General features: G+C 55.5%; 20 protein-coding genes. 11 read left to right on the top strand and 9 right to left on the bottom strand.

Translation table 11 applies throughout. The features are described 5' to 3' along the window. Together ACZCED_RS21715 and aprB are read right to left on the bottom strand one after the other, a co-directional pair. Positions 1-658 (bottom strand): FAD-binding protein (locus tag ACZCED_RS21715; RefSeq protein WP_464861696.1); only part of this gene is annotated, 658 nt, incomplete at its 3' end. Positions 659-722: 64 nt separating this feature from the next. Beyond that, positions 723-1,154 carry an adenylyl-sulfate reductase subunit beta gene (gene aprB / locus ACZCED_RS21710; RefSeq protein WP_462970991.1) on the bottom strand — a complete coding sequence of 144 codons (432 nt, stop codon included), beginning with the start codon at positions 1,152-1,154 and terminating at the stop codon, positions 723-725. Between the two features lie 589 nt (positions 1,155-1,743). On the opposite strand from aprB, the gene ACZCED_RS21705 reads away from it, so the two are divergent. Next, a complete protein-coding gene (locus ACZCED_RS21705; protein ID WP_462970990.1) occupies positions 1,744-2,484 on the top strand; it encodes a YkgJ family cysteine cluster protein in 741 nt (246 codons plus the stop codon). A gap of 2 nt (positions 2,485-2,486) precedes the next feature. Continuing rightward, positions 2,487-3,302 (top strand): SDR family NAD(P)-dependent oxidoreductase, encoded by an 816-nt coding sequence (locus ACZCED_RS21700; protein WP_464861695.1) that lies wholly within the window; start codon positions 2,487-2,489, stop codon positions 3,300-3,302. A 112-nt stretch (positions 3,303-3,414) separates the two neighbouring features. On the opposite strand, the gene ACZCED_RS21695 is transcribed toward ACZCED_RS21700, so the two are convergent. Continuing rightward, entirely contained in the window at positions 3,415-4,323 is a 909-nt protein-coding gene (locus ACZCED_RS21695; protein ID WP_462970988.1) for a hypothetical protein, read from the bottom strand. Positions 4,324-4,706: 383 nt separating this feature from the next. On the opposite strand from ACZCED_RS21695, the gene ACZCED_RS21690 reads away from it, so the two are divergent. Together ACZCED_RS21690 and ACZCED_RS21685 are read left to right on the top strand one after the other, a co-directional pair. Next, positions 4,707-5,591 (top strand): exopolyphosphatase, encoded by an 885-nt coding sequence (locus tag ACZCED_RS21690; RefSeq protein ID WP_462970987.1) that lies wholly within the window; start codon positions 4,707-4,709, stop codon positions 5,589-5,591. 142 nt (positions 5,592-5,733) lie between these two features. Further along, positions 5,734-6,366 carry a TetR/AcrR family transcriptional regulator gene (locus ACZCED_RS21685; protein WP_462970986.1) on the top strand — a complete coding sequence of 211 codons (633 nt, stop codon included), beginning with the start codon at positions 5,734-5,736 and terminating at the stop codon, positions 6,364-6,366. 110 nt (positions 6,367-6,476) lie between these two features. On the opposite strand, the gene ACZCED_RS21680 is transcribed toward ACZCED_RS21685, so the two are convergent. Genes ACZCED_RS21680 through ACZCED_RS21670 form a run of 3 tightly spaced genes read right to left on the bottom strand, consistent with a single transcriptional unit; the run spans position 6,477 to position 8,748 of the window. Next, positions 6,477-7,274: a sugar phosphate isomerase/epimerase family protein gene (locus ACZCED_RS21680; protein ID WP_462970985.1), complete on the bottom strand. Its 798-nt coding sequence runs from the start codon at positions 7,272-7,274 to the stop codon at positions 6,477-6,479. A gap of 1 nt (position 7,275) precedes the next feature. Further along, positions 7,276-8,199: a DMT family transporter gene (locus tag ACZCED_RS21675; protein ID WP_462970984.1), complete on the bottom strand. Its 924-nt coding sequence runs from the start codon at positions 8,197-8,199 to the stop codon at positions 7,276-7,278. Between the two features lie 6 nt (positions 8,200-8,205). Next, positions 8,206-8,748 carry a cobalamin-dependent protein gene (locus ACZCED_RS21670; RefSeq protein WP_462970983.1) on the bottom strand — a complete coding sequence of 181 codons (543 nt, stop codon included), beginning with the start codon at positions 8,746-8,748 and terminating at the stop codon, positions 8,206-8,208. A 436-nt stretch (positions 8,749-9,184) separates the two neighbouring features. On the opposite strand from ACZCED_RS21670, the gene ACZCED_RS21665 reads away from it, so the two are divergent. The 3 genes from ACZCED_RS21665 (at position 9,185) to ACZCED_RS21655 (ending at position 11,709) form a co-directional block, all read left to right on the top strand. After that, positions 9,185-9,358 carry a hypothetical protein gene (locus tag ACZCED_RS21665; RefSeq protein WP_462970982.1) on the top strand — a complete coding sequence of 58 codons (174 nt, stop codon included), beginning with the start codon at positions 9,185-9,187 and terminating at the stop codon, positions 9,356-9,358. A 390-nt stretch (positions 9,359-9,748) separates the two neighbouring features. Continuing rightward, complete coding sequence (locus ACZCED_RS21660; protein WP_464861694.1) at positions 9,749-10,345, top strand: TetR/AcrR family transcriptional regulator; 597 nt, start codon at positions 9,749-9,751, stop codon at positions 10,343-10,345. A 137-nt stretch (positions 10,346-10,482) separates the two neighbouring features. Then, positions 10,483-11,709 carry an aminotransferase-like domain-containing protein gene (locus tag ACZCED_RS21655; protein WP_464861693.1) on the top strand — a complete coding sequence of 409 codons (1,227 nt, stop codon included), beginning with the start codon at positions 10,483-10,485 and terminating at the stop codon, positions 11,707-11,709. Positions 11,710-11,877: 168 nt separating this feature from the next. Here ACZCED_RS21655 and ACZCED_RS21650 read toward each other — a convergent pair whose 3' ends face one another. After that, entirely contained in the window at positions 11,878-12,774 is an 897-nt protein-coding gene (locus ACZCED_RS21650; RefSeq protein ID WP_464861692.1) for a hypothetical protein, read from the bottom strand. A gap of 291 nt (positions 12,775-13,065) precedes the next feature. Here ACZCED_RS21650 and clpB point away from each other — a divergent pair, with 291 nt between their 5' ends. Continuing rightward, complete coding sequence (clpB, locus tag ACZCED_RS21645; RefSeq protein ID WP_464861697.1) at positions 13,066-15,645, top strand: ATP-dependent chaperone ClpB; 2,580 nt, start codon at positions 13,066-13,068, stop codon at positions 15,643-15,645. A gap of 43 nt (positions 15,646-15,688) precedes the next feature. Here the strand turns inward: clpB and ACZCED_RS21640 are convergent, their stop codons facing one another. Beyond that, positions 15,689-16,540 carry a stage II sporulation protein M gene (locus tag ACZCED_RS21640; protein ID WP_464861691.1) on the bottom strand — a complete coding sequence of 284 codons (852 nt, stop codon included), beginning with the start codon at positions 16,538-16,540 and terminating at the stop codon, positions 15,689-15,691. A 242-nt stretch (positions 16,541-16,782) separates the two neighbouring features. On the opposite strand from ACZCED_RS21640, the gene ACZCED_RS21635 reads away from it, so the two are divergent. The 3 genes from ACZCED_RS21635 to ACZCED_RS21625 are packed head-to-tail and all read left to right on the top strand — an operon-like array spanning position 16,783 to position 20,938. Then, positions 16,783-17,634, top strand: coding sequence for a PP2C family protein-serine/threonine phosphatase (locus tag ACZCED_RS21635; RefSeq protein WP_462968331.1), 852 nt, complete (start codon positions 16,783-16,785; stop codon positions 17,632-17,634). Positions 17,635-17,664: 30 nt separating this feature from the next. Further along, on the top strand, positions 17,665-18,411 hold the full coding sequence (locus ACZCED_RS21630; RefSeq protein WP_462968330.1) for an FHA domain-containing protein: 747 nt from the start codon (positions 17,665-17,667) through the stop codon (positions 18,409-18,411). Positions 18,412-18,457: 46 nt separating this feature from the next. Further along, positions 18,458-20,938 carry a hypothetical protein gene (locus ACZCED_RS21625; RefSeq protein WP_462968329.1) on the top strand — a complete coding sequence of 827 codons (2,481 nt, stop codon included), beginning with the start codon at positions 18,458-18,460 and terminating at the stop codon, positions 20,936-20,938. Positions 20,939-21,113: 175 nt separating this feature from the next. On the opposite strand, the gene ACZCED_RS21620 is transcribed toward ACZCED_RS21625, so the two are convergent. Beyond that, on the bottom strand, positions 21,114-21,629 hold a 516-nt coding region (locus ACZCED_RS21620), incomplete at its 5' end, for an eIF2B alpha/beta/delta subunit family protein (protein ID WP_464861690.1).

The following is a 21,629-nucleotide window of genomic DNA, read 5'->3' as shown; positions in this document are numbered from 1 at the left end:
TGCATTTGATGATGTAGACTTTGTTTTCACGGACGGAGAAACCGACGGCGCCGGCGATCTGATTGGGCACCTTGGCATCCAGAAGCAGCTCGACGATGAAGCAGCGCTCAATGATGTTGTCATCGCCCAGGGCCAGCTTGGCCGCTTCGGCGACGATGCGCTTGTAGGACTCGCCGTTGATCATGATCTGCCATTTACCGGTGCGGACCGGTTTGGCGCCCGACTTCAGGGTCCCCATTTTCTGACCCTTCTTGCCATCCAGGTTCTTGCCGTCTTCGGTTTTTTTCCAGACGGGCAGACCCCACTCTTCAAACAGGTGCACGGAATCGTCGACATGGCAGCCCAGGTCGAAGATCAGGTCTTCGCGGACCAGACCCATCAGGTCGTTGCGCACCATGCGGACATAGTCTTCCGGGGCGTTTTCGCCAACGTAGGTGTTAATGGCGGACAGACCCTGGGCAACGGCACCGGATCTTTCCATGGCGGCCTTGTCGCACAGCAGAACTTTTTGGCCGTCTTTGAGCCATTTTTTAACTTCGAATGCGGTACCGCAGGCAGCCATACCACCGCCAACGATGAGAATGTCAACTTCGCGCTCGTCAACTTCAGGATCCCGCACGGCCTTGAGTTCACCCACAGGTTTATTCGGTAATGCCATATTTTATCCTCCTGTAGAAATACGAATTCTAAATGATTTTATCACCAACAAACAATGGACCGGATTAGACCTTCGGGGTCGGGATGGCGTAACCGTCAGCCTCTTCGGTGGAGAGCAGGCCGCTTTCGAGGTCCTTGCCCTTGAGATCCGGATAAGCATTGGCCTGGCCTTCGGGGGTGGTCCGAATCGGGAACTTGAAGCGTTTGATAAGGCCGTTTCTGAACTTACAGGTCCACATGACGTCCTCGGTGCCCATCATGGGCATAATGGAACTTCCCAGCGGTACGAAATCGGCATAGCCGCGCACTTCGATGGCCTGGGTGGGGCAGATCTTCACGCAGGAAAAGCACTCCCAGCACTGATCGGGCTCCTGGTTGTAAGCTTTCATGGCGTTGGGATCCAGCACCATCAGGTCATTGGGACAAATGTACATGCAAGCGGTCTTATCGCCGCCCTTGCAGCCGTCACATTTTTCCTGAATTACAAAACTTGGCATTTAGTATACCTCCTACGGTTAGTTAAAAAGATTTCACTCAACCTACTTCCGAAACTAAGGCTTAATCCTCCTGCTTCTCGCACCTCCCTTCCATAGATTAGGTGTCCGAATAGTTTCGACCCGGACAGTTACATTGGGTTTATATCCAAACCCCATACCCTGTTTTTACAAAACGCGACATGCAGATATGAATCCAATGCGCTGCGGCATTGATTTGTTCGATTGAATATTTCGTATAAATTCGGGAAGATAGTCATTGTGTAACACAAGGTAAGATCAATACCATCCAGCATATTCATTGTCAAGAATTTTCGGTGGCATAAAAGCCTAAAAGATGCAGTCACTTACATTCAAACCGGCGACAACCTACATATCGTTGAACGTTCTCTAAAAGGTACCATATATGGTGCAATAGCCTTCTAAAACATGGAGGGATAGTCCTCTTGAAGCGACCCATGGTCAGGCCATTCAGGATCGATTTCCGATTACTTCGATTCGGTCGACCGGAAGAAGAATGCAGTTGACACGCTTGCCCAGCGTGCTACCACTGCCCCACACAACCGGAACCCAACCATTCAGGAGGTCGGCCATGCGACCCGCTCTTGAGCCGCTTGAAAAAAATCAGCCCTTCCGTTTCACCTGCTCGCCGCAAGTGACGTGTTTCAATGACTGCTGCCGGAATCTGAACCAGGTGTTGACCCCCTATGATATCCTGTGTCTAAAGCATTTTATGAACATGCCGTCCGGGGCCTTTCTCACCAGGTACACTGAGGAGAGCACCGGACCCGCGACCGGACTGCCGGTGGTCTCCCTGCGATTCGGCGATGCAGAGGACCTGGCCTGCCCCTTTGTCACCGACGCCGGCTGCCGCGTATATCCGGCCCGGCCGGCATCCTGCCGCACCTATCCGCTGGCCCGCGGCGTTTTCCGTGACCGCGAAACCGGGCGTCTGACCGAACACTGGGCACTGATTCGAGAGCCTCATTGCCTGGGTTTTAAAAACGGACAACGGCAGACCGTGGACGATTGGGTTGACGATCAGCAAATTGCCGCCTACAACCGCATGAACGACGAGATGCTTGATCTGATCAGCCTCAAGAACCGGTTCCGACCGGGCCCGCTGAGGCCGTCACAAAAAAAACGGCTATATACGGCCCTCTATGACCTGGACACCTTTCGCAATGACCCTTTCTACAGCGACGGCAACCTGCCGACCACCGCTGGCGCCCACGCCCGTGACCGGTCAGCAGCCGATGACATGGATCTGCTGCTCGTCGCCATGGAATGGGTTCGCAACAACCTCCTGACCCGTTCACCGGAAAAGGCTTGAATATGAAACCCAATCAGAAAGTGGCCCTGGTGTTTGGCGGCATCAAGGGTATCGGAAAAGCCATCGGCCTGGACCTGCTGCGCCGGGGTACGCGGGTAGCGGCCACCTGGCTGGACTGGCCGGAAAGCCTGGCTGCCATGCAATCCGATTTCGCCGACACCGGAACGGACCACATGATCGAACGGGCCGACCTGCTGGACACAGACGCCATCACCGGTCTGGTCAAACGGATCATGGACCGCTTCGGCCGGTTGGACATCCTGATCAACAATATTGAACGGGGGGGATGGCCGGTGGTTCACGGCCGGTACAACCGGGAGCAATGGGATATGGAGATGGCCACCACCCTGCGGGCCAAGCAATGGGCGTTCGAGGCCGCACTGCCCTACCTCAAGGCCTCCGGAGACGGCGCTGTGGTCAACCTCTCGTCCATTGCCGGCATTGTCGGTCGAAGCGGTCCGGCCAGCTATCTGTTCAACGAAGGATATGCCTCGGCCAACCGAGGCATATCCCTGCTCACGGAAACCTGGGCCCGACTCGGCGCACCCCAGGTGCGTGTGAACGAACTGATGCTGGGCGTTTTTGAAACCCGTCATGGACCGGGTACCCGCGGATGGGGGCTGCTGTCCGAATCGCAACGGCAGGCCATCGTGGACCACACCCTGCTGGCCGGAATTGGCCGGCTCGAGGATGTGGTTCGGGCCGTCCGGTTTCTCCTGGATGACACCCCGTTCATGACCGGCAGCGTGATACGACTGGACGGCGGCTACCCGCTGGGCGGTGAGCCCGTTGCGCCCATGCCCAAAGGCGTCGTATAGCAACAGCCATACCGGCCATCGGCGGGACGCTGGAGCTGGCGGCGATCCTCATTTCCAACATTCCCTCGGGCGTGATCGGAAAAAAGGGGATTGTGTCCGTTTCTCGAGGCCGTTACGTGTATTTCTTCTTGACCGCTTCCACGATCCTGCTGCGTCGCAGCTGATCCCGGGGGTCATCGTCGACTGACTTCAGGATCGTCGTCAGATAGACACGCTGGTTGTCGATGGCTCGTTGATAGAGGTCTGCATCGATATTCCATCGCGCCTTGAAGTGATGAACCATAAAACGGTTCGAGGATGACAATTGGCTTTCAAAACGATCGGCCATGCGGATGTAGAAATCCGCAGATCGATGCATCAGGTCCAACTCGTCTCGATAGTCCCGGATGCGGGCCTCGTCCAGCTCGTAGAATAAAAAAAGCAGCTTTTCCAGATAGGTGCGATCCGCCATTTGAGCCAGGATGTCCGACGCAGCCAGCATCTTGCCGATCTGTTCGGTGGATGGGTCCGGAAACGGAACCGATGACAGGTCCCAGTTGAGATCGGTGCAGTGAATCATGGCCATGCTGGCGTGGATCTCACTCTCCTGAAGGCCGAAAACCGCGAAGTGCTGTTGCAGAAAGTCCATGCTCCGCCGCACGTGGCATGAAGTATACTTGGCACCGGTGCCTTCATTGTCGTCGCTGTTCTGCAGGTATCCGGCATCGTGCAGCAGGGCCGCCACCAGGCCCTGGTGGACCTGCCGGGGGGAAAAAGACAGCCCGGTCTGCCTCGCACCATGAAAAAGCCGGACCATGGCCAGAAAACAATCGGTGACATGCTTCAGGTCGTGATAATCGGTGTTGCAGCCTTTGGTGTGTTCCCAGTCACCCTGGTAGAGAGACACGGTTTGGCCGAATGCAGCGCGGATGGCCAACGGATCCGTGTCAGCAGAAAAGAGCGCAATCACGGTTATCGCCTCGTCCAACACCGCTTGCGGGGATTCCATTTCAACCAGATTCGCCAGCTGAGTATCACCCATTCCTGGATTGTCCCTCCTGTTTGACCGCCGGTTCAAATGCTTGTGCATCAATGGCACCACCGACGCCAGACCGCTGAATACCGGGGAGCGGGGATGGATCGAATGGTTCCAAAAGCTCGTCCACGGGGTTTCTGTCTGTCATGGTTCGGCTTAAACTTCAAGCCAAAACTGCGCGTCGAAGCGGGTTGGGAATCGCCGGCCCGCCGCATCAACCGCTGGCTATTGCGGTTCAACCGGATAGTTGATACATGTGTCATTCGACCTCATGTATCGGTCCCTGGCTCGGAAAAACCGGATCATCAAGGGGCTGAAAAGAGAGATCCCCCGTCTGTTCTTACCGGTAAATGACGGTGGTAGCACCGAAAGGAATAGGAACAAATCCGATGAGAGTGGTTACCAGACCTGATTTCGACGGTGTCGTATGCGCCGTCTTGCTCATGGATGCGCTTGACATCGACCCACCGGTCCGATGGGTCCAGCCTAGCGATATGCAGCACCGGCGGGTGGATATCCAACCCGGTGATGTCATCGCCAACCTGCCTTTCCACGAAAACTGCAGCCTGTGGTTCGATCATCACTATTCCAATCAACCCGCGGCCCCCGTTGAAGGGGTGTTTAAAATCGCACCATCGGCCGCCGGAATTGTTTATGAACACTACCGGGAACGGCTGGATCGGGACTATACCGAACTGGTTTGCCAAACCGACCGCATCGATTCGGCCGATTTGACATTGGACGAGATCCTTCACCCGGAAAACCATCCCTACGTGCTGCTGTCGATGACCATCACCAACCACGATCCATCCGAGGAGCGCTACTGGAATCGTCTGGTGGCCCTGCTGCGGACCCGTTCAACGGTCCGGGTAATGGACGATCCGGAGGTGAAGCGGCGATGCCGGCAGGTGGTGAAAACCAATATCGCCTACGAAAAAGCCCTCAGGGAGAACACGACGCTGGTGGACCAGGTCTCCATCACCGATTTTAGGAAACTCGAACCTGCACCCAACGGAAACCGCTTTCTGGTTTATTCGCTATTTCCCGACTGCACGGTGAACGTCAAAATCGTCTTCGACGACGACAATCTGGCCAGTATCAAGGTGGGGCACAGTATCTTGAACCGGGGCTGTGAAGTGAACGTGGGAAAGATGCTCTCCGCCTTCGAAGGAGGGGGGCATCCCGGTGCCGGGGCCTGCCGTTTCGCCCGGGAAAAAGCACCGGACTACCTGAAGCGCATCGTGCAGATCCTCCGAAAAAACGTCCCCGTCTGAACCGGGCATGCGAACCCGCTTTCCCGCCACCGGCCCGCGCGTCAGCCAAAATCAGCAAACCGGCAGATGGCGTTATCGGTGAAGCGGTTCCGCGTCTTGATACGGGAAGGCATGAAACACCCCAGCCATCTTGGAGAAAAAATTGTCCATCCACGATCATCGACCATACCATCACGGTGACCTGCGCCGGTCCCTGATCCAGGCAGCATCGAAGATGATCGAAAAAAAAGGACTGGCCGGGCTGAGCCTGCGCGAGGTCGCCCGGGCTGCCGGCGTCAGCCATACGGCACCTTACCGGCATTTCCAGGACAAGGCTGATCTGCTGGCGGCAATCGCTCAGGTCGGGTTCGAACAGCTCACCGATGAAGCCGGCAAGGCGGCTCGGCGGCACGACGACGATCCGTGCAAACAGTTTGTGGCCGCGTCGGTGCAGTACATTCTTTTCGGGGTCAGGAATCCGCGCATGGCCCATCTCCTTTTCGGCGGCGTCATCAACATGCGGACCGCCCCGCGCAGCTTGAAGCAGGCATCCTGGGCCGCTTTTCAATTGGTGGAAACGATCATCAATAATGGAAAAAAGGCGGGCGTTTTTCTCGACCGCGACACCATGGAACTGGCGGTGACCACCTGGTCGGGGATACACGGTCTGGCCCAGCTGATCTCTGGCGGCTACCTCAGCCGGCTGGCCGCCACGGAACGGCAGGTGGAAACCCTGGGGAAAATGGTTTGTGAACTGCTTTTAACGGGCATCCTCAAACCGAATGATAAAAAGTAAAGACACTCAGGGTTCAAGCGGTCGAGCGAGGAGCCCGGAATTGGGGTGAAAATGTTTGACTGCTTCCCCTTGACCCTTTGGCGGTTTGAACCCTCGCCCCTTATCTCCGACTATCCATCGGCAAACATGGCCCTGATCCGCTCCCGGCTCTCTACCAGCATCCGACGGTTTTCATCGAAAACTTCCAGGGTGACCGTGTCATCATAACCGGCGCCTTTGAGGCGCATGACCAGATCCGCAAACCGGATGGTTCCCTGCCCCACGGCCAGGTGGTCATCCCGCGTCCCTAAATTGTCGCTGACGTGCAGGTGACCGATACGCTGGCCAAATCGGCTCACCAGCTCTTTCAGGCGCCGTCCCCGACGATCGTGGATATTGGCGTGGCCGGTATCCAGGGTCAGTTTCAGGGAAGGGAAGGTATCGAATATCTCCTCAAGATCATCCGGTTCCACCCCCAGCCGGTTTCGGACAAACATATTTTCCAGGCAGATGGTCACGTCCAGGCGGCGGGCGGCGTCCACCATTTCCGACAAAAAATCGTTTAGATAGCCTTTGACCGTGTCCAGGACGAAGGCGCCCATACCCCCGGCCGTGCTCGGGTGCAGGACGACCTTTTTCGCCCCCAGCTCGGCAGCCACCTCCAGAGATCGGTGCATCTCCGCCAACGATGCCCGCCGGAGGCTTTCCGTCAGATCAGCGGTGGAAACAAACGTGGGCAGGTGGCAGACCAGGCCAAGACCGCTGGCCTCAAGTGCCCGGATGATGGCCGCCCTATTGGCGGAAAGGCTGCTGTGGTGGGCCATGGGGGGATCCATGGCCAGCTCCAGATAGTCGAACCCCAGCCGGGCAAAGTTGTCGATTTCATCCAGCAGCGGGACGATCGGGAAATTCATCGCGCCAAATTTCATGCTACAGCCCCCTACCCAATGGAAAGGTAAACGCAGGCTTCTTTGGACCCAGGTGAATCATCAGGATACCGCCGGCTATCAAAACCACGGCGACAATGAGATTGGGCGTGATCGGTTCGTTCAACACCAGCCCGCTGCATACCACTCCGGCAATGGGCATGATGAACACAAACGAATGCAGGGTCGACGCGCCGTAGCGTTTCAGCATGGTGCTCCAGGCCACAAAACCGAAGGCGGCGCTGATCAGGCTCTGGTAAAGGTATGCGCCGAGCACCATCAGGTTCATATCATACACCATCCGACCATCCCACAGGAACCCGGTTGACAGGAAAACCGGGACAGAGAATATCATGGGATAGAGCACCAGGTGAAACGGCGCGAAGTCATTGATGATGCGTTTAGTATAAACCACATTGCAGGACCAGACCGCCACCGCCGCCAAAACGATCAGATCACCGCTGTGAATCGCTCCGGAAAAACCCTGTGAGCCGGTCAACATGAAAACCACGCCGATGAATCCCATTGCGATTCCCGCCATTTTTTTCCAGGTGATACGCTCGCCGGGAATGAACCGGTGCGAAAGAAACAGAACGAAAAAAGGCAGAAGGTTGGAAACCAGCACCCCTCTGGAGGCATACGTTCGCTCGAGCCCCAGATAAAAAAGGCAAAGCTGAATCGTAAAGGCAATGGACACGATCAGCAACTGAAACGCCTGGCCCGGCCGGATGCGAAAGCATCGGCCGGTGAGGTGCGCCCAGCAGGCGATGGCCGCTGCCGCCAGGGCAAAACGAAGGCCCGCCGTTGTCAGCGGCCCCATACCGGTCAGCGCGAGTTTGATGGCCACGGCGTTGCCACCGAATATCACGGTGAGACAGATGATGAAGACCCCGGGAATCAGGGTCATCTTGGCGTTGCCTGAAGGCATGTCGATTCACATTGTCTGGTTGTCGGGCCAATCCAGCATGTAGCGCAGAAAAAAGGCCACGTTTTTAGCCGCATAATGGGTTCCGGTCCGTCCTGCAAAATCAGAATCGCCGGAAAAAACCGGCCCCCCGGCCACAATGCGGGTTTTGCGGGGCAGGTGGCTGGCGATGCGGGTCAGATCGTCTTCGGTATCGAACTGGAGGATGGTCAGCCCCAAAAAGTCCGGCTGATGGCGGCGGCAGGCATCCATAACGGCTGCAGGCGTTTGCATCAGGCCTAAAGCGATCAGGTGAATGCCGATTGCAGCGGCATATTTTTCGATAATGGCCAGTCCCTGCCCCAGCCCGTCATCGAGAGTCGCGGTTACCATGGACGGCGACTGGTCCCAGATACCGTTCACCTTTAAATGCGCGCGCTGGCGTTCCAGGTTCTCCGCCGCTTCGTGAAGGCCCTGCCGCGAAGGCAGTCCGGTCGCCAGCCACTGGTCAGCTAAACTGCCCACTGCCGTTCGGAAAGCGCGGTATGCCTCGTCCATGACTGTGCATGTCATCACATTCGGTCCCGGTGGTCACGCAAACAGGTGAGTTCTTCAAGCCATGGGCAGCGGCCGATCCGAGCTCCGTTGCCAGCAGCGGGGACGGATGGCGGGCCGCAAGTCGGAGATCTCTTTTGCCTGGCCATCCGCCGTCGCCCCAAAAGTGCTCACGGGATACCACCACCCATGCAAGCGAGTCAAACGATGTTTCGCAAACGGGTCCCGATAATGCGCACCCACCATTACCTTTTTTTCCCATTTCTTATCCGATTCTCGTTCTTTTTTCACCAGTCAGGTGCCTGTTTCCCAATTCATTCAGCAATCAAAACCACAATTGATAGTTATTACATATATTTATAAATATATCGGGTTTTGGCAATAAAATTGCTTCCATCCTGAACACATTTTCACGACTCACCGATCCAAAGCGACATTGAAAAGGAGAGACGCCATGATTGATTTCATCCTTGCCGGATTAAGCGCCGGACTTCTCGCTTTTTTGGCATTGTTTATCATCTCTTTCGTTACTCTGGGTTTGATCACCAGTATCATTCACTGGGTTACCCTGCTTTATCGAAATCTGGTTTTTGGTAAAACCCAGTCCTACGAGGAGCAGACTGCTTAGCCGAGTTTAGAAAACCATCCGTCTTCAATTGAACCCTCCCCACGGGAAGCGGGGGGAGGATGCATCAGCGCAAAGACGCAAGTCAATTGCCAATCCGCTCGCCAACCCACCCCAAGCGACGGAAATACGCTCGCTATCGCGGTTCAAATTCTCATTTTTTGTAATCAGCCCCGCGCCTTTCTGGCAAGGACAGCCTCGTATTTAAAACGATGCCCGCCAAGCGTAAAGGTTTCTGCCCATCTGCGCCAGACCGCTTCTATGCCAGACCTGGTTGCCCAGCCGGCACGGATCGTCGACCGTTCGCCGCCAAGACTCGCCGACATTCGATGGTTGACTTTTTCTGTCCGGCAAAATAAATAAAGACCGGTTGGTTTTTTTAAGGAGTGGACAATGTCCGTAAAAGGTGAATTGACCCGTCGGAAAATTATCGAGAAGTCCCTGCAGTTGTTTTCCGTCAAGGGATATTTCAACACCTCCATCAGTGACATCCTCCAGGCCACCGGACTGACCAAGGGCGGGCTTTACTGCCATTTCAAGAGCAAGGAAGAGATCTGGCGTGCCGTTTACGATGATGCCGTGGAGATATGGAAATCGGTCGTTTTTAAGGACATGCGGTCCATCCCGGGCCCGCTTGAGCGGATCGAGCGAACCGTCGAAAACGTCCTGCTCGACTACCTGGGCAGGGAGGTTTTTGACGGCGGCTGTTTTTTCGTCAACATGCTCGTAGAGTTGTCCGGCCAGTCCGACGCCATGGGCCGCCACATCCTCAAAGGCTTCGTGGGGTTTTCCAGGCTGTTCCAATCCTGGTTGACGGAGGCGGAAACCGCCGATCTGCTCAAACCGGATCTGGATTTCCGGGAAATATCCAATTTCATCGTCATCACGCTGAACGGTGCCGCCACGTTGTACATGTCCACCCGCGACCGGACGCTCCTTCAGCAGACGAACGACCAACTGTGCTTTTTCATTAGGCAATTGCGAAATTGAAGAAAAAGGGTTCAATGGATCTGTTGTCGTAAAGATAAGGGGTCGGATCGCAACCCCCTTGAATCCTCGACCCCATGAATCTTTGAACCCAAATAAAATACCAACCGGTCTTTCTTTTTTATGGGAGGTTGAGCGACATGCCCACAAACCGTATACTGGCCCGCCGCACCGCCAACATGGGCGCCAGCGCTATCCGCGAAATCCTCAAGGTGGTGTCCAGACCGGGAATGGTCTCTTTGGCCGGAGGCATACCCGCTCCGGAAAGTTTTCCCCTGGCCATCGTCCGGGAAATCACCGGAACCGTCGTCGAAAAATACGGTTCAACCGCCTTCCAGTACGGCCACACCGAAGGCTTTTTGCCTCTGCGCGAAGCCCTGGTGGATTATCTGGTCGAAAAAGGAATCGATACGACGTCAGACCGCATCTTGATCTCAAGCGGGTCACAGGGGGTGCTGGACAGCCTCGGAAAAATCCTCATCAATCCGGGTGACCGGGTGGCCCTGGAAGCGCCCACCTACCTGGGCGCATTGCAGGCCTTTGCCCCTTATGAACCGAACTACGTACAGATCGCCTCCGACGACCAAGGCATGCTGCCGGACGCATTGGCAGCAGCCCTGTCACACCGAGGGGTCAAGTTTATCTATCTCGTGCCCAATTTTCAGAACCCCACCGGACGCACCCTGTCCATGAAACGGCGCCGGGCCATCGCCGGCATCATCCAGCGGTTCGACACCCTACTGGTCGAGGATGACCCCTATGGTGACCTTCGCTATCGGGGGACCCCCATGCCGCCGATCCAGACCCTGGCTCCGGATCACGTGGTGTACCTCTCCACCCTGTCCAAGATCTTCGCACCGGGGCTTCGCATGGGATTCTGCCTGGCACCGGGGGAAATTTCCCATTGGCTGGTTCTGGCCAAGCAGGGAGTGGATCTTCATACCAGCACCTTCAACCAGGCCCTGGCCGCGGAATATCTGGCCGGAGGGCACCTGAAGCGCCATTTGCCAAGCATCGTCGCACTTTATCGTCCCCGGCAGGAAGCCATGCTCGATGCCATGGCCCGGTTCTTTCCATCATCGTTCACCTGGTCGGTGCCCGACGGCGGCATGTTCATCTGGGTAAAAGGACCGGAGGGGATGGATATGGAAGCGGTGAACAAAATGGCGGTGACCCGCATGACAGCATTCGTTCCCGGGACTTTCTTTTTTGCCCGCCCGGGTGACGGCAGGGAAACCATGCGGCTCAACTACACCATGGCCGATGAAAAAACCCTCACCGGCGCGATTAAAACGATAGGCGACGTTCTCGAAGAGGCGCTTATGGAGATGCACGGTCAGGCCGGAAGCGTTAACTACAGACGTTAGCGCCTGTTTCAAACCGTTTCAGTTCGGTCAAGATCAAGGCGGGCGATCATTTCAACCGCAGGCGCCCTGAAGAAAGTGCCATTGGGGTGCATACATAGGGTATGTCGAGGATTGAAATGCGAGCCCAACGCCGATATTGACCGAAATGGGGCGTTTTGAACTTGGTTTCTAGAAGGGAATGTCCTCCGCCCCCTCGTAGTCATCGACAGTCTCGGAAAGCTGCTGGACCACCGCGCCCTTTGTCCCCGATTGAAAAATGGCGACCAACTCATGCAGGGCATCGTATCCCTGTTCATAAGTGTTCATATGGAAATCCTGGGCCAGCAGGGAAAAGCGCTCAATATCCGTCTCTTTTATACAGGCATCCGTATAGAAGCGGATCAGTTCGCCCAGCATGCTGTCGTATTCGGCAAAGTAAGACAGGTCGTCAAGAAGGTCCAGGTCGGTGGGGTTGGCGGCCAGCCCTTTCATCAGGATCGCTTTCAAATTGGGATTGGCTTGTTTGAAGTATCTGCGGATCAAAGGGAGATTGGAGGTCGCCGAATAGCGCTCTTCTAGATAGGCATCGAGAATCTGTCGGGTTACAGCTCCCCCGGTATTCAGAAATCGAACCAGTCGCCGCTGGATGTCGGTTTCGGGCACAGCGGCATGCTCTTCCGTAGCCTCCTGCTCGTATAGCAGATCGGTTTCATCGTCCTGCCACACGAACCCGGCCTCCTCCAGCCGTTCCCGATAGTCCCGGGGGTGGTTTTTGATGATCTCGCTCACCTGGGCGATCTGGTCTTCGGAGTCGTCCGCTTCAAAAAAAAATCCTTCGCAAGCCGCATCGATTTCCGGGTCGCCATCCGGTTCGGCCGATCCGGTTATACAGGTAAAACATCCGTACCCGGCAACGGCAGACCCGGCGACCCAAAGGGGCTTGCCGCATGCACACCGGACGCCCTGGCGCCGGGCGGCAAGGGCGTCCTCGACGGCGGCACGAACCTCGTTGCCATCGGCATCCTTATGGTTGCGCAGGTACTGCTTAACGAACTGCGTCAAACGAACAGCAACAAAACCGGGCATCGACACGCCTTCCGATTCAACTTGATGGTTAGCACAGGCCCGCCCCGCTTTATGGACCGGATCCATTCGTTTCGATTTTCTTCATGCTTGTGGCACAACCTTTTTTTACAGTCAAGTCTTAGGCAGAGCTGACTGCTCAACAAGCGTTTTGACGCACACCACCGCTTCACAAATAACATTTTAATTCGATACGTTCCATGGGTTTGACATCATAGGGACGGTGTTTATATTTGTGCTGCAAAATATAGACCAAAACTAATTTTAGCCCATTATCCATATGAGGAGAAGATGATGCGGTTTGACCGATTTACCCTAAAGTCGCAGGAGTTGATCCAGAGCGCCCAGACCCTGGCCTCCACCCACGGCAATCAGCAGATCGAACCGGCTCACCTGTTGGCATCGATGCTTGACGAAAAAGAAGGGGTGGCCAGGTCCGTATTCAAACGGCTGGGCGCTTCCGGCGACGGCATTGCCGCCGCGGCGGCTAAGGCCGTCGACCGGCTGCCCAAGGTCAGCGGGGGGGATGTGTATCTCTCGTCCGCTGCCAAGGCCGTTCTTGAAGCGGCATTTGCCGAAGCCGGCAAGATGAAAGATGAATACACCAGCGTCGAGCACATCTTGCTGGCCATGTGCGACAAACAGGCGGGTGAGGTATCGCGCATCCTGAGTGCGTCCGGGGTGAACCGGGAGGCCATATTGAAGGTGCTGATGGAAATCCGGGGGAACCAGCGGATCACGGACCCCAATCCCGAGGAAAAATACGAGGCACTCAAAAAATTCAGCCGCGACTTGACGGATATGGCCCGCAGCGGCAAGCTGGACCCGGTTATCGGCCGGGACGACGAAATCCGTCGCATCGTCCAGGTGCTCTCCCGCCGGACCAAAAACAACCCGGTGCTCATCGGCGAGCCCGGGGTGGGCAAGACCGCCATCGTGGAAGGCCTGGCCCAGCGTATCGTGGCCGGGGATGTGTCCGAGAGCCTGAAGAACCGACGGTTGGTGGCTCTGGACATGGGTGCCTTGATCGCCGGCGCCAAGTACCGGGGCGAGTTCGAGGATCGCCTCAAAGCGGTGCTCAAAGAAGTGGAAAAAGCCGAGGGCCAGGTAATCCTGTTCATCGATGAGCTGCACACGCTGGTCGGGGCCGGTGCCAGTGAAGGGTCCATGGACGCCTCCAACATGCTCAAGCCCGCCTTGGCCCGGGGAACGCTTCGGTGCGTGGGCGCGACCACCTTGAATGAATACCGCAAATATATCGAAAAAGATGCCGCCCTGGAGCGACGGTTCCAGCCGGTGCTGGTGCGCGAACCCAGCGTGGAAGACACGGTTTCCATCCTGCGCGGGCTTAAAGAAAAATACGAAGTTCACCACGGTGTACGAATCAAGGATTCAGCCATCGTGGCTGCGGCAGCCCTGTCCCATCGTTATATCGCCGACCGGTTTCTTCCAGACAAGGCCATCGACCTCATTGACGAGTGCGCCTCCAAGTTGCGCATCGAAATCGATTCCATGCCCGTGGAAATCGATGAAGTCCAGCGCAAGATCCTGCAGTCCGAGATCGAGCGGGAAGCCCTGAAAAAGGAGACCGATCCCGCCTCCCGGGAGCGCCTTGCCAAGTTGGAAGATACCCTGGAAGCCATGCATTCCCAGATCGCCGGCATGAAAAACCACTGGGAAGACGAAAAGCGCCTGATCCAGAACATTCGAACGATCAAGGAGGCCCAGGAGCAGTTGGGCATCGAAGAGCAGCGGGCTGAACGGGAGGGCAACCTGGCCCGGGTCGCCGAACTGCGCTACGGCAGAAGCAGTGAATTGAAAGGCCAGCTGGAGCAGGCCAACAGGGAGCTGGAGGCGCTCCAGTCAGATAAAAAGATGCTCAAAGAAGAGGTGGATGACGAAGATATCGCCGAGGTGATCTCCCGCTGGACCGGCATTCCGGTGAGTCGCATGCTGGAAGGCGAAAGGCAGAAGCTGGTGAACATGGAACAACGCCTGGGCAACCGGGTCATCGGACAGGAGCAGGCCATCGAAGCAGTCTCCAATGCAGTGCGCCGGGCGCGTTCCGGACTCCAGGATCCCAACCGGCCGATCGGCTCCTTCATCTTCATGGGGCCCACCGGTGTCGGAAAAACGGAGTTGGCCAAGGCCTTGGCCGAATTCATCTTCGATTCCGAGCAGGCCATGGTGCGCATCGACATGTCAGAGTTCATGGAAAAGCATTCGGTGTCCCGGCTCATCGGCGCCCCGCCGGGTTACGTGGGCTACGATGAAGGCGGCTACCTCACCGAGGCGGTGAGGCGACGGCCCTATTCGGTAGTCCTGTTCGACGAAATCGAAAAGGCCCACCCGGAGGTGTTCAACGTGCTGCTGCAAATCCTGGACGACGGCCGCATGACCGACGGCCACGGCAAGACCGTGGATTTCAAGAACACCATCATCATCATGACCTCCAACGTGGGCAGCCAGTACATCCAGGATTTAGGTGGACATGATCGCGAGGAGATGGAGCGGCGGGTCACCGAGGCCCTGCGCGCCGGCTTCAAACCGGAATTTCTGAATCGTATTGACGAAACCATCATTTTTCTCAACCTGGAACCGGATCAGATCGGCAGAATCGTGGATATCCAGATGGCGCGTCTGGCCGACCGGCTGTCCGAACAGCACATCGAGCTGATCCTGGCCGATTCGGCCCGCGACCTCATCGCCCGCCAGGGCTACGATCCGGTCTACGGCGCCCGCCCCTTGAAGCGGGTGATCCAGCGGCAGATCGAAAACCCCCTGGCCATGGAGATCCTGGAAGGAAAAATTCTGGAAGGTGTGAAACTGAGCGCCGAGGCAGAAGGGGAACGGATTGTTTTTCGGCAGGTTTAATTATCTTCCTCGTTCCCGCGCGCATCACGTGGGAACGAGGAATCTACAGGCTGGCCATGATCCGCGGGGTGACATGCGCCTCGACCCACCCAGCGAGAAACAGGCCGCCGATCACCGACATAACAACTTTCATGATCGGCAGGGTGTTTCTATGCGCAGCTAGCTGCTGAAACACCGCGCGGGTCGTATTGCTCCGGGCTTGTACGTTCACCAGCAGGTGCGCCGAATACGTAACCGCACCTGCAAGAGCCAGAGCGGGAATTTCAATCAGGCCATGCGGCAGCAGGGAGATGATGGCTAAAGAAAATGACCCGAAGAGATAAGTTGCTGTTGAAACCTGCAGTCCGCATTCTATGCCAAGCAAAATCATCCCCAGCAGGGGAACCATGAGCCATACATATAGCCTGCGCAGCGACTCTTCTTCAATCTTCGCACATCCCGGCAGATAGCAAAGCAGCTTCATTCTTGTCTTTCCGCAAAAGATCGTTCTGACCCCTTTCGGCGACAACCCCAGGCGGTAAGGATTCAACAGCGCGGCCGTATAAACAAATGACAGGGTGGTCAACGCGCCGACAGCATTCCAGGCGAACAACAAGGCTCCCATATCGATGCCGTGTTGTGAACCCATATCAAAAACAGGCAGCGCATAGGACAGCCGTTTGGTGGATACTTCGAAGATGCGCTCCGGTTCGATATGCCCGATCTTGACCAGAAGCACGCCGGCACAAAAGCCGATGGCCGATGATCCCACATAAGCCCCGATCAGTTTCTTCCAGGCAGCAAACAGTAAAGGCGATGTTGTTTTCATGACCCACTTATTGGCATTTTCATCCTTGGCTTTAATCAGGCAGAAACACGCCCGGGTATCCGGCAATGATCCACCGGCCCAGGACATGACGATCCGGCATCGCATCGACCGGAGTCATCTGCAAGAACAGAATGACCCTCACGGCAAGCATCGTCATCTCGCCTCAGCCCCGGTCTCGAGCACACGGTTTGGCCCCGGCGGCGGGAACTAAAAATGCTCCCCCTAAATCGCCATGCGCCTTTGCTGGTGTGCTTAGAATTCTCACAAACTCCGTGTTTTCCTTGACAATCATTCCAATTTATTGTTTTTAAGGGAAAAAGGGGCAAAACATGATCATGGTTCAAGCCGCTGGTATCAGTGATATCGGAAAAGTTCGCAAGGCGAATGAAGATTGCTTCCTCCTCAACGAACCGATCGGACTTTACGTCGTGGCAGACGGGATGGGGGGGCATCGCGGCGGGGGGGTGGCCAGTCGGCTTGCCGTGGAAACCATCGATGGATACATGGCAGCACCGTCTCAGGTGTTTACCACTGATGACGTGACCAACGTTGTCGATCGCCAGAGTGTGGCCGCCAGGCATCTCCGCGAAAGCATTTTTCTGGCCAATCAAAAAATCTACAAACAGTCGCTATTGGATAAAGCCTGCCGGGGAATGGGCACGACTGTATCTGTACTCTACCTTGCCGGAGATTCCATCATCACCGCCAATGTGGGAGACAGTCCCATTTACCTGTTGAGAAACAGGGAAATAGAAACCTTATACACGCCTCACACCCTGCTCCACGAGCGGAAAAAAATACCCAGGTCAATGGAGGGCCGGTTTTCTGAAAGCAAGCTGGCGCATATTCTTACCCGCGCCGTAGGCATTCGGTCTGACGTGGGCGTGGATCTTTTAGAAACCCCGTGCTTTACGGGTGATATTGTTGTCCTGTGCAGCGACGGCCTCAGTGGCAAGATTTCCAGGGAAGAAATCCGTGATCTGGTATATCAGAACGATTCGCAGTCAGCCTGTAGAAAGCTGGCAGATCTGGCCAATCAAAGAGGCGGTGAGGATAACATTACCGTTATCGTGGTGCGGGTCACGTCGGCAAACGAAAAGCCGGCCAATCGCCTGTTTGGGCGAATTGCCGGCATTCCGTCATGGATCGCATCCCTTTTCGGTGCTAAAAAAGGTTCCTGAGCAGAGTCTTTCGTAAAAAAAGGCGACCAAATGATCAGAATGCTCGTCAAGTACAAGGACAGAACGATCAAAGAGTTCGCCCTCGATCGAATCGACACCCTATCCATAGGCAGAAATCCCAACCATCATCTGGTCATTGATAATTATGCGGTTTCCGGAAACCATGCCGTCATCCTCAAAGAGGGCAACCGTTTCATTTTAAAGGACACCCATAGTAAAAACGGTACCTTCCTGAATGGATTGACCGTTGAGCAGGCAATTCTAAAAAACGGCGATATAATCACCATCGGCAAGCATACGCTGGTTTTTTTGGATCATGGACGGTCGAGGCCGAGACCCGAACAGGGTGGGTTAAAAACCTCGGCCTTGCCTGGAGACCCGGGTCCGGATCACACCATGTTCATGGACACGGAAGTCTACCGCCGGATGCTGGCCGAGAGCGGAGATATTCCCGAAATTCCCAAGGCACCGGCTTACGTGGCATTTCTGGCCGGCGGAAGCGGCAGATTCGACCTGGCAAAAAGCATGGTTACCATCGGCAGATCCCACAGGTGCGATATCGTCATTGGCGGTTTTTTTTCTTTCCTGGCCGGCGATCCGGCTGCGGCTATCAGCAAGACCCCTCAACACCACTACATCAGCGGCGTCAGTGGCTGGATCAAACCGAAAGTCAATGGCCAGACCGTCCGCGGGCCGGTTCGCCTGAAAGACATGGACGTCATTAAAATCGGTGTGGTGGTGCTCCAATACGCCTCAGAAGGACCGGTATCGCAATAAAGGAAACGCCCCCGTTGGAGGACAGGATCAACCGGATGGTCACGCTATGAAAAAATGGATCATTATCATTGTGCTCTCAGCGCTTTGCACCGCCCTGATCTCTTTTTTTAAAGTTGATCTCACCTCGAACAGTCAGGTCATCTATATCAGGGGCGGAGAACCGGTCCTTGCTGATAAGGTCGACCCGTCCGATCAGTTCGTCTTTTACGAAGCCAATGGAAAATCCGGCATGTTCATGAAAGATGACGTGACTTCCGTCGGATCGATCCAGGTTCAAAAACAAACCTCCCTGCCCCGTATCATCGATAATAAGAAGCGACAGTTAATGGCGCGTCTGGGATTGAGTCAGAACCTGGTTCGGCTTATTGACAGTCGCCTGCTGATTTTTCTGTTTATGATAGCCGCTGTGTCCGGAATCGCCAGACTAGTCCGGATGTTATCGACTGCAGTGAAAACTGAAGCGTTGAGAACGCCGTCTGTTGACGGTCTCTCGAATAGAGCCGATCGATCCGGCGACGCATATGAAGATTGCCAGGAGACTTCCGATCTTCGTGAAATCGCACTTTTTTTCCTCGGGCTTTACAAGGTTCAAAACGGGTTGGACAAGGATGTTCCCGCCCGCTTTACCATGACCGACACCTCCGCATCCCGCAAAATGAAAATTTTCGAATTGGGCGTCAAGGGCAGCAGCGACTGGCTGACCCGCCGGATGTCCATTGGGCCGTTGGGGGAAGAGGCCGGCAGCAAAAGCAAATGCTTTTACGTTATCTACGACACCCATATGGTGGTAAAGATACCACCAGTGCCTGTCACGGATATGCAAAAATATGTGGGGAATATTCGAAGAGAAGTGCAGATCGCCGCACAACTTTCACCCGTGGCCTGTATCGTTCCCATGGTGTCCGTGGTGCTTAAAAAGGTTAAAAAGCTGCCCTATGAATCGAGCCTCAGCCAGGAGCAACTGGAAAAACAGTACATCCGGTTGGTTGAAGAAAATCCTGAATACCAGGAATACCTGAAAATCGGAGACCGCTATGCCTTCTTCATGGAACTGACCAACAGTTTCTTTTTGGGTCGGGTCATCGATGAATTGCACGGGTCCAAGGATCAAACCGGCAACGAATTCCGCGAGGCACCGGATGTGGCCTGGGACCAGGAGGCATTTACCACCCGATACGGACTGGGCTCCCTCCCTGTATTTGAAGGGCTTCAGACCCTTTACCAGCTCTGTGAAACAGAAATTAAACGCATTTTCAAGGCGTCGGCCAATGGAAAAAAAATCCACACCTTCCAGATCAAAAACTGGTTTCTTGCAGCCATCACCGGAGAAAACCGCAACCTGGAAGAAAATGGGATTGATGAGGCCTTGCAGGCCCGCATCAAAGATGGCTTTTCCACCGTCTTCAAATCCAACCAGAAGATCGTGGACGACCTGATCCAGCTCCTGAAAACGCAGCAGGAAAACAAGGCATTTTCCAAAAGCCGGCAGCAGATCGAAAACATCGCGTCCAATATGCTCAAGTTGCTCTGCCTCCTCAAAGAAAAGCGCTTGGCGCTCAGGGATTTGAAGCCGGACAATTTGTTCATGGATGCCGACCCGGATACCTATCCGGGGTTTCTGAAAAACAGGAGAGACTTTTCCATCGGCGTGATCGATGTCGAAACGGCGGTCTCCCTGAAGCCCACCCGCGACGGTAACATTGCACAGCCCCTTCTCGGGGGGACGCCCCTTTATGCCACACCGCTCCACCTATTGAGAAATGGCACCATTTCCAACAATTTTGGAAATCTGGCGGATGCACTTCATCTTCAAGACTGGTTTGCCACCATCGCGATCATTTTCAAGGCGGTTGCCGGGATTAACCTGTTCCCCCGGGCCGCCCGTTCTTTTCCGGGAATGCTGAAAATCCTCAAGTCGAGCCGTAACCGAACCGACCCCGACGAAGCCACCGTCAAGGCCATGAGCCAGAAATTCTGGTCGGCCGCAGCCACCGACATCAAAAGTCACTTGTCGGCATATTCAGAGGTATTGAACCAATTGTCCGTGTCGGTTCCCGAATCCATGGCATCGTCAATCAAACAAGAGCTGGAGCGTGAAAGAAACCTGATTCATCACGCAATCCGCAAACATGTCTCTTTGTCCCCCCTGTTAAAGAGTGAAAAGAACAAGGCTTTTCTTTTGGAGGCGTCATGCGACTCCCTTGCCAAGCAAGTGGCCCGGTGGGAAAACCACGCACAGCTTCCAGATCATCATCGCCAGGTAGCACCCCAAATGGTTGCTTTTTTGAACAACCTGAATCGATTAAAACAGGGCGAATCGGAAAAGCGCCGCGCCGTCACCGCAGTTGACACCCCCTCCCACGAAGTTTCCGCCTATTCACTCATAGAAGCCATGTTCCAGATCGCATTCAGGGCCATGCATAAATCACGCTGGAAAGCCCTGCCCTCGGCCACAGCCGCATCCGATCAGCAGACCGCCGTAAAAGATGACCGCTCCATGGTCACCACGATATTGAACGACAACTGATCCTCAAGGCTTTCTCGATTTGGCCGGGCAAACCATCCCAAGATACATGAGGCTCGAAAAACCGGCAAGGCGATGCCGGTATGACAACAGATGACCGGTCCACCTGGGCATGGCCAGCCTGTCCCGGTGCATGAGGTGGGTCGAAACGGGATCGAGCTTTCCCTGCACGGGCCTGCTACCGGGGGGATTTGATAAATTCCGCTATAGCCGCCTTGTCCATGATGCCGTCTTCGGTGACCATAAAATCCACATGCTTCAGGTCCACGGTATCGTGGGAGTGGGTGATCAGCTGGAAAGAGATGTCGCCGTGGGTTTTGGATTCCACCTTCCGGTGGATCCGCTGCTGGGACGACGGCCGGTGGGAGAACTTGAGGGTATTGGCAAACAGGTAGACCGGCAGGTTGCTCAGGTGACACAGGCTGACGATATTGGCCGATCCGATGGCTGACACCACCTTCATGTCCTCGGTGATGGACAAGGCGCCCATGAACACCTTGGTGCCCTGCTCGATGTAGTGGCTCAGGCTGTATTCCGGAATGATTTCCATGTCGATCCCCGCGGCGGACAGGGATTTGATCAACCGGCGGGTCTTGGCCAGATCCTGCTTGAGCACGATCACCTTGAAGGTTTTCTGCAGCACCTCCTTGGCCAGCTTGAGCATATTGGTGACATCGTAGCTGAGCGTGTGAAC

The organism is Desulfosarcina sp., from assembly GCF_055467485.1.
Note: the sequence above shows the minus strand (reverse complement) of the source record. Positions and strands in the feature narration are given on the sequence as shown.

Excerpts from the sequence above, each read along its gene's own strand:
- aprB (WP_462970991.1), bottom strand. The coding sequence starts at position 1,154 with ATGCCAAGTTTTGTAATTCAGGAAAAATGTGACGGCTGCAAGGGCGGC.
- ACZCED_RS21705 (WP_462970990.1), top strand. The coding sequence starts at position 1,744 with ATGCGACCCGCTCTTGAGCCGCTTGAAAAAAATCAGCCCTTCCGTTTC.
- ACZCED_RS21700 (WP_464861695.1), top strand. The coding sequence starts at position 2,487 with ATGAAACCCAATCAGAAAGTGGCCCTGGTGTTTGGCGGCATCAAGGGT.
- ACZCED_RS21695 (WP_462970988.1), bottom strand. The coding sequence starts at position 4,323 with ATGGGTGATACTCAGCTGGCGAATCTGGTTGAAATGGAATCCCCGCAA.
- ACZCED_RS21690 (WP_462970987.1), top strand. The coding sequence starts at position 4,707 with ATGAGAGTGGTTACCAGACCTGATTTCGACGGTGTCGTATGCGCCGTC.
- ACZCED_RS21680 (WP_462970985.1), bottom strand. The coding sequence starts at position 7,274 with ATGAAATTTGGCGCGATGAATTTCCCGATCGTCCCGCTGCTGGATGAA.
- ACZCED_RS21675 (WP_462970984.1), bottom strand. The coding sequence starts at position 8,199 with ATGCCTTCAGGCAACGCCAAGATGACCCTGATTCCCGGGGTCTTCATC.
- ACZCED_RS21670 (WP_462970983.1), bottom strand. The coding sequence starts at position 8,748 with ATGACATGCACAGTCATGGACGAGGCATACCGCGCTTTCCGAACGGCA.
- ACZCED_RS21665 (WP_462970982.1), top strand. The coding sequence starts at position 9,185 with ATGATTGATTTCATCCTTGCCGGATTAAGCGCCGGACTTCTCGCTTTT.
- ACZCED_RS21660 (WP_464861694.1), top strand. The coding sequence starts at position 9,749 with ATGTCCGTAAAAGGTGAATTGACCCGTCGGAAAATTATCGAGAAGTCC.
- ACZCED_RS21655 (WP_464861693.1), top strand. The coding sequence starts at position 10,483 with ATGCCCACAAACCGTATACTGGCCCGCCGCACCGCCAACATGGGCGCC.
- ACZCED_RS21650 (WP_464861692.1), bottom strand. The coding sequence starts at position 12,774 with ATGCCCGGTTTTGTTGCTGTTCGTTTGACGCAGTTCGTTAAGCAGTAC.
- clpB (WP_464861697.1), top strand. The coding sequence starts at position 13,066 with ATGCGGTTTGACCGATTTACCCTAAAGTCGCAGGAGTTGATCCAGAGC.
- ACZCED_RS21640 (WP_464861691.1), bottom strand. The coding sequence starts at position 16,540 with ATGTCCTGGGCCGGTGGATCATTGCCGGATACCCGGGCGTGTTTCTGC.
- ACZCED_RS21635 (WP_462968331.1), top strand. The coding sequence starts at position 16,783 with ATGATCATGGTTCAAGCCGCTGGTATCAGTGATATCGGAAAAGTTCGC.
- ACZCED_RS21630 (WP_462968330.1), top strand. The coding sequence starts at position 17,665 with ATGATCAGAATGCTCGTCAAGTACAAGGACAGAACGATCAAAGAGTTC.
- ACZCED_RS21625 (WP_462968329.1), top strand. The coding sequence starts at position 18,458 with ATGAAAAAATGGATCATTATCATTGTGCTCTCAGCGCTTTGCACCGCC.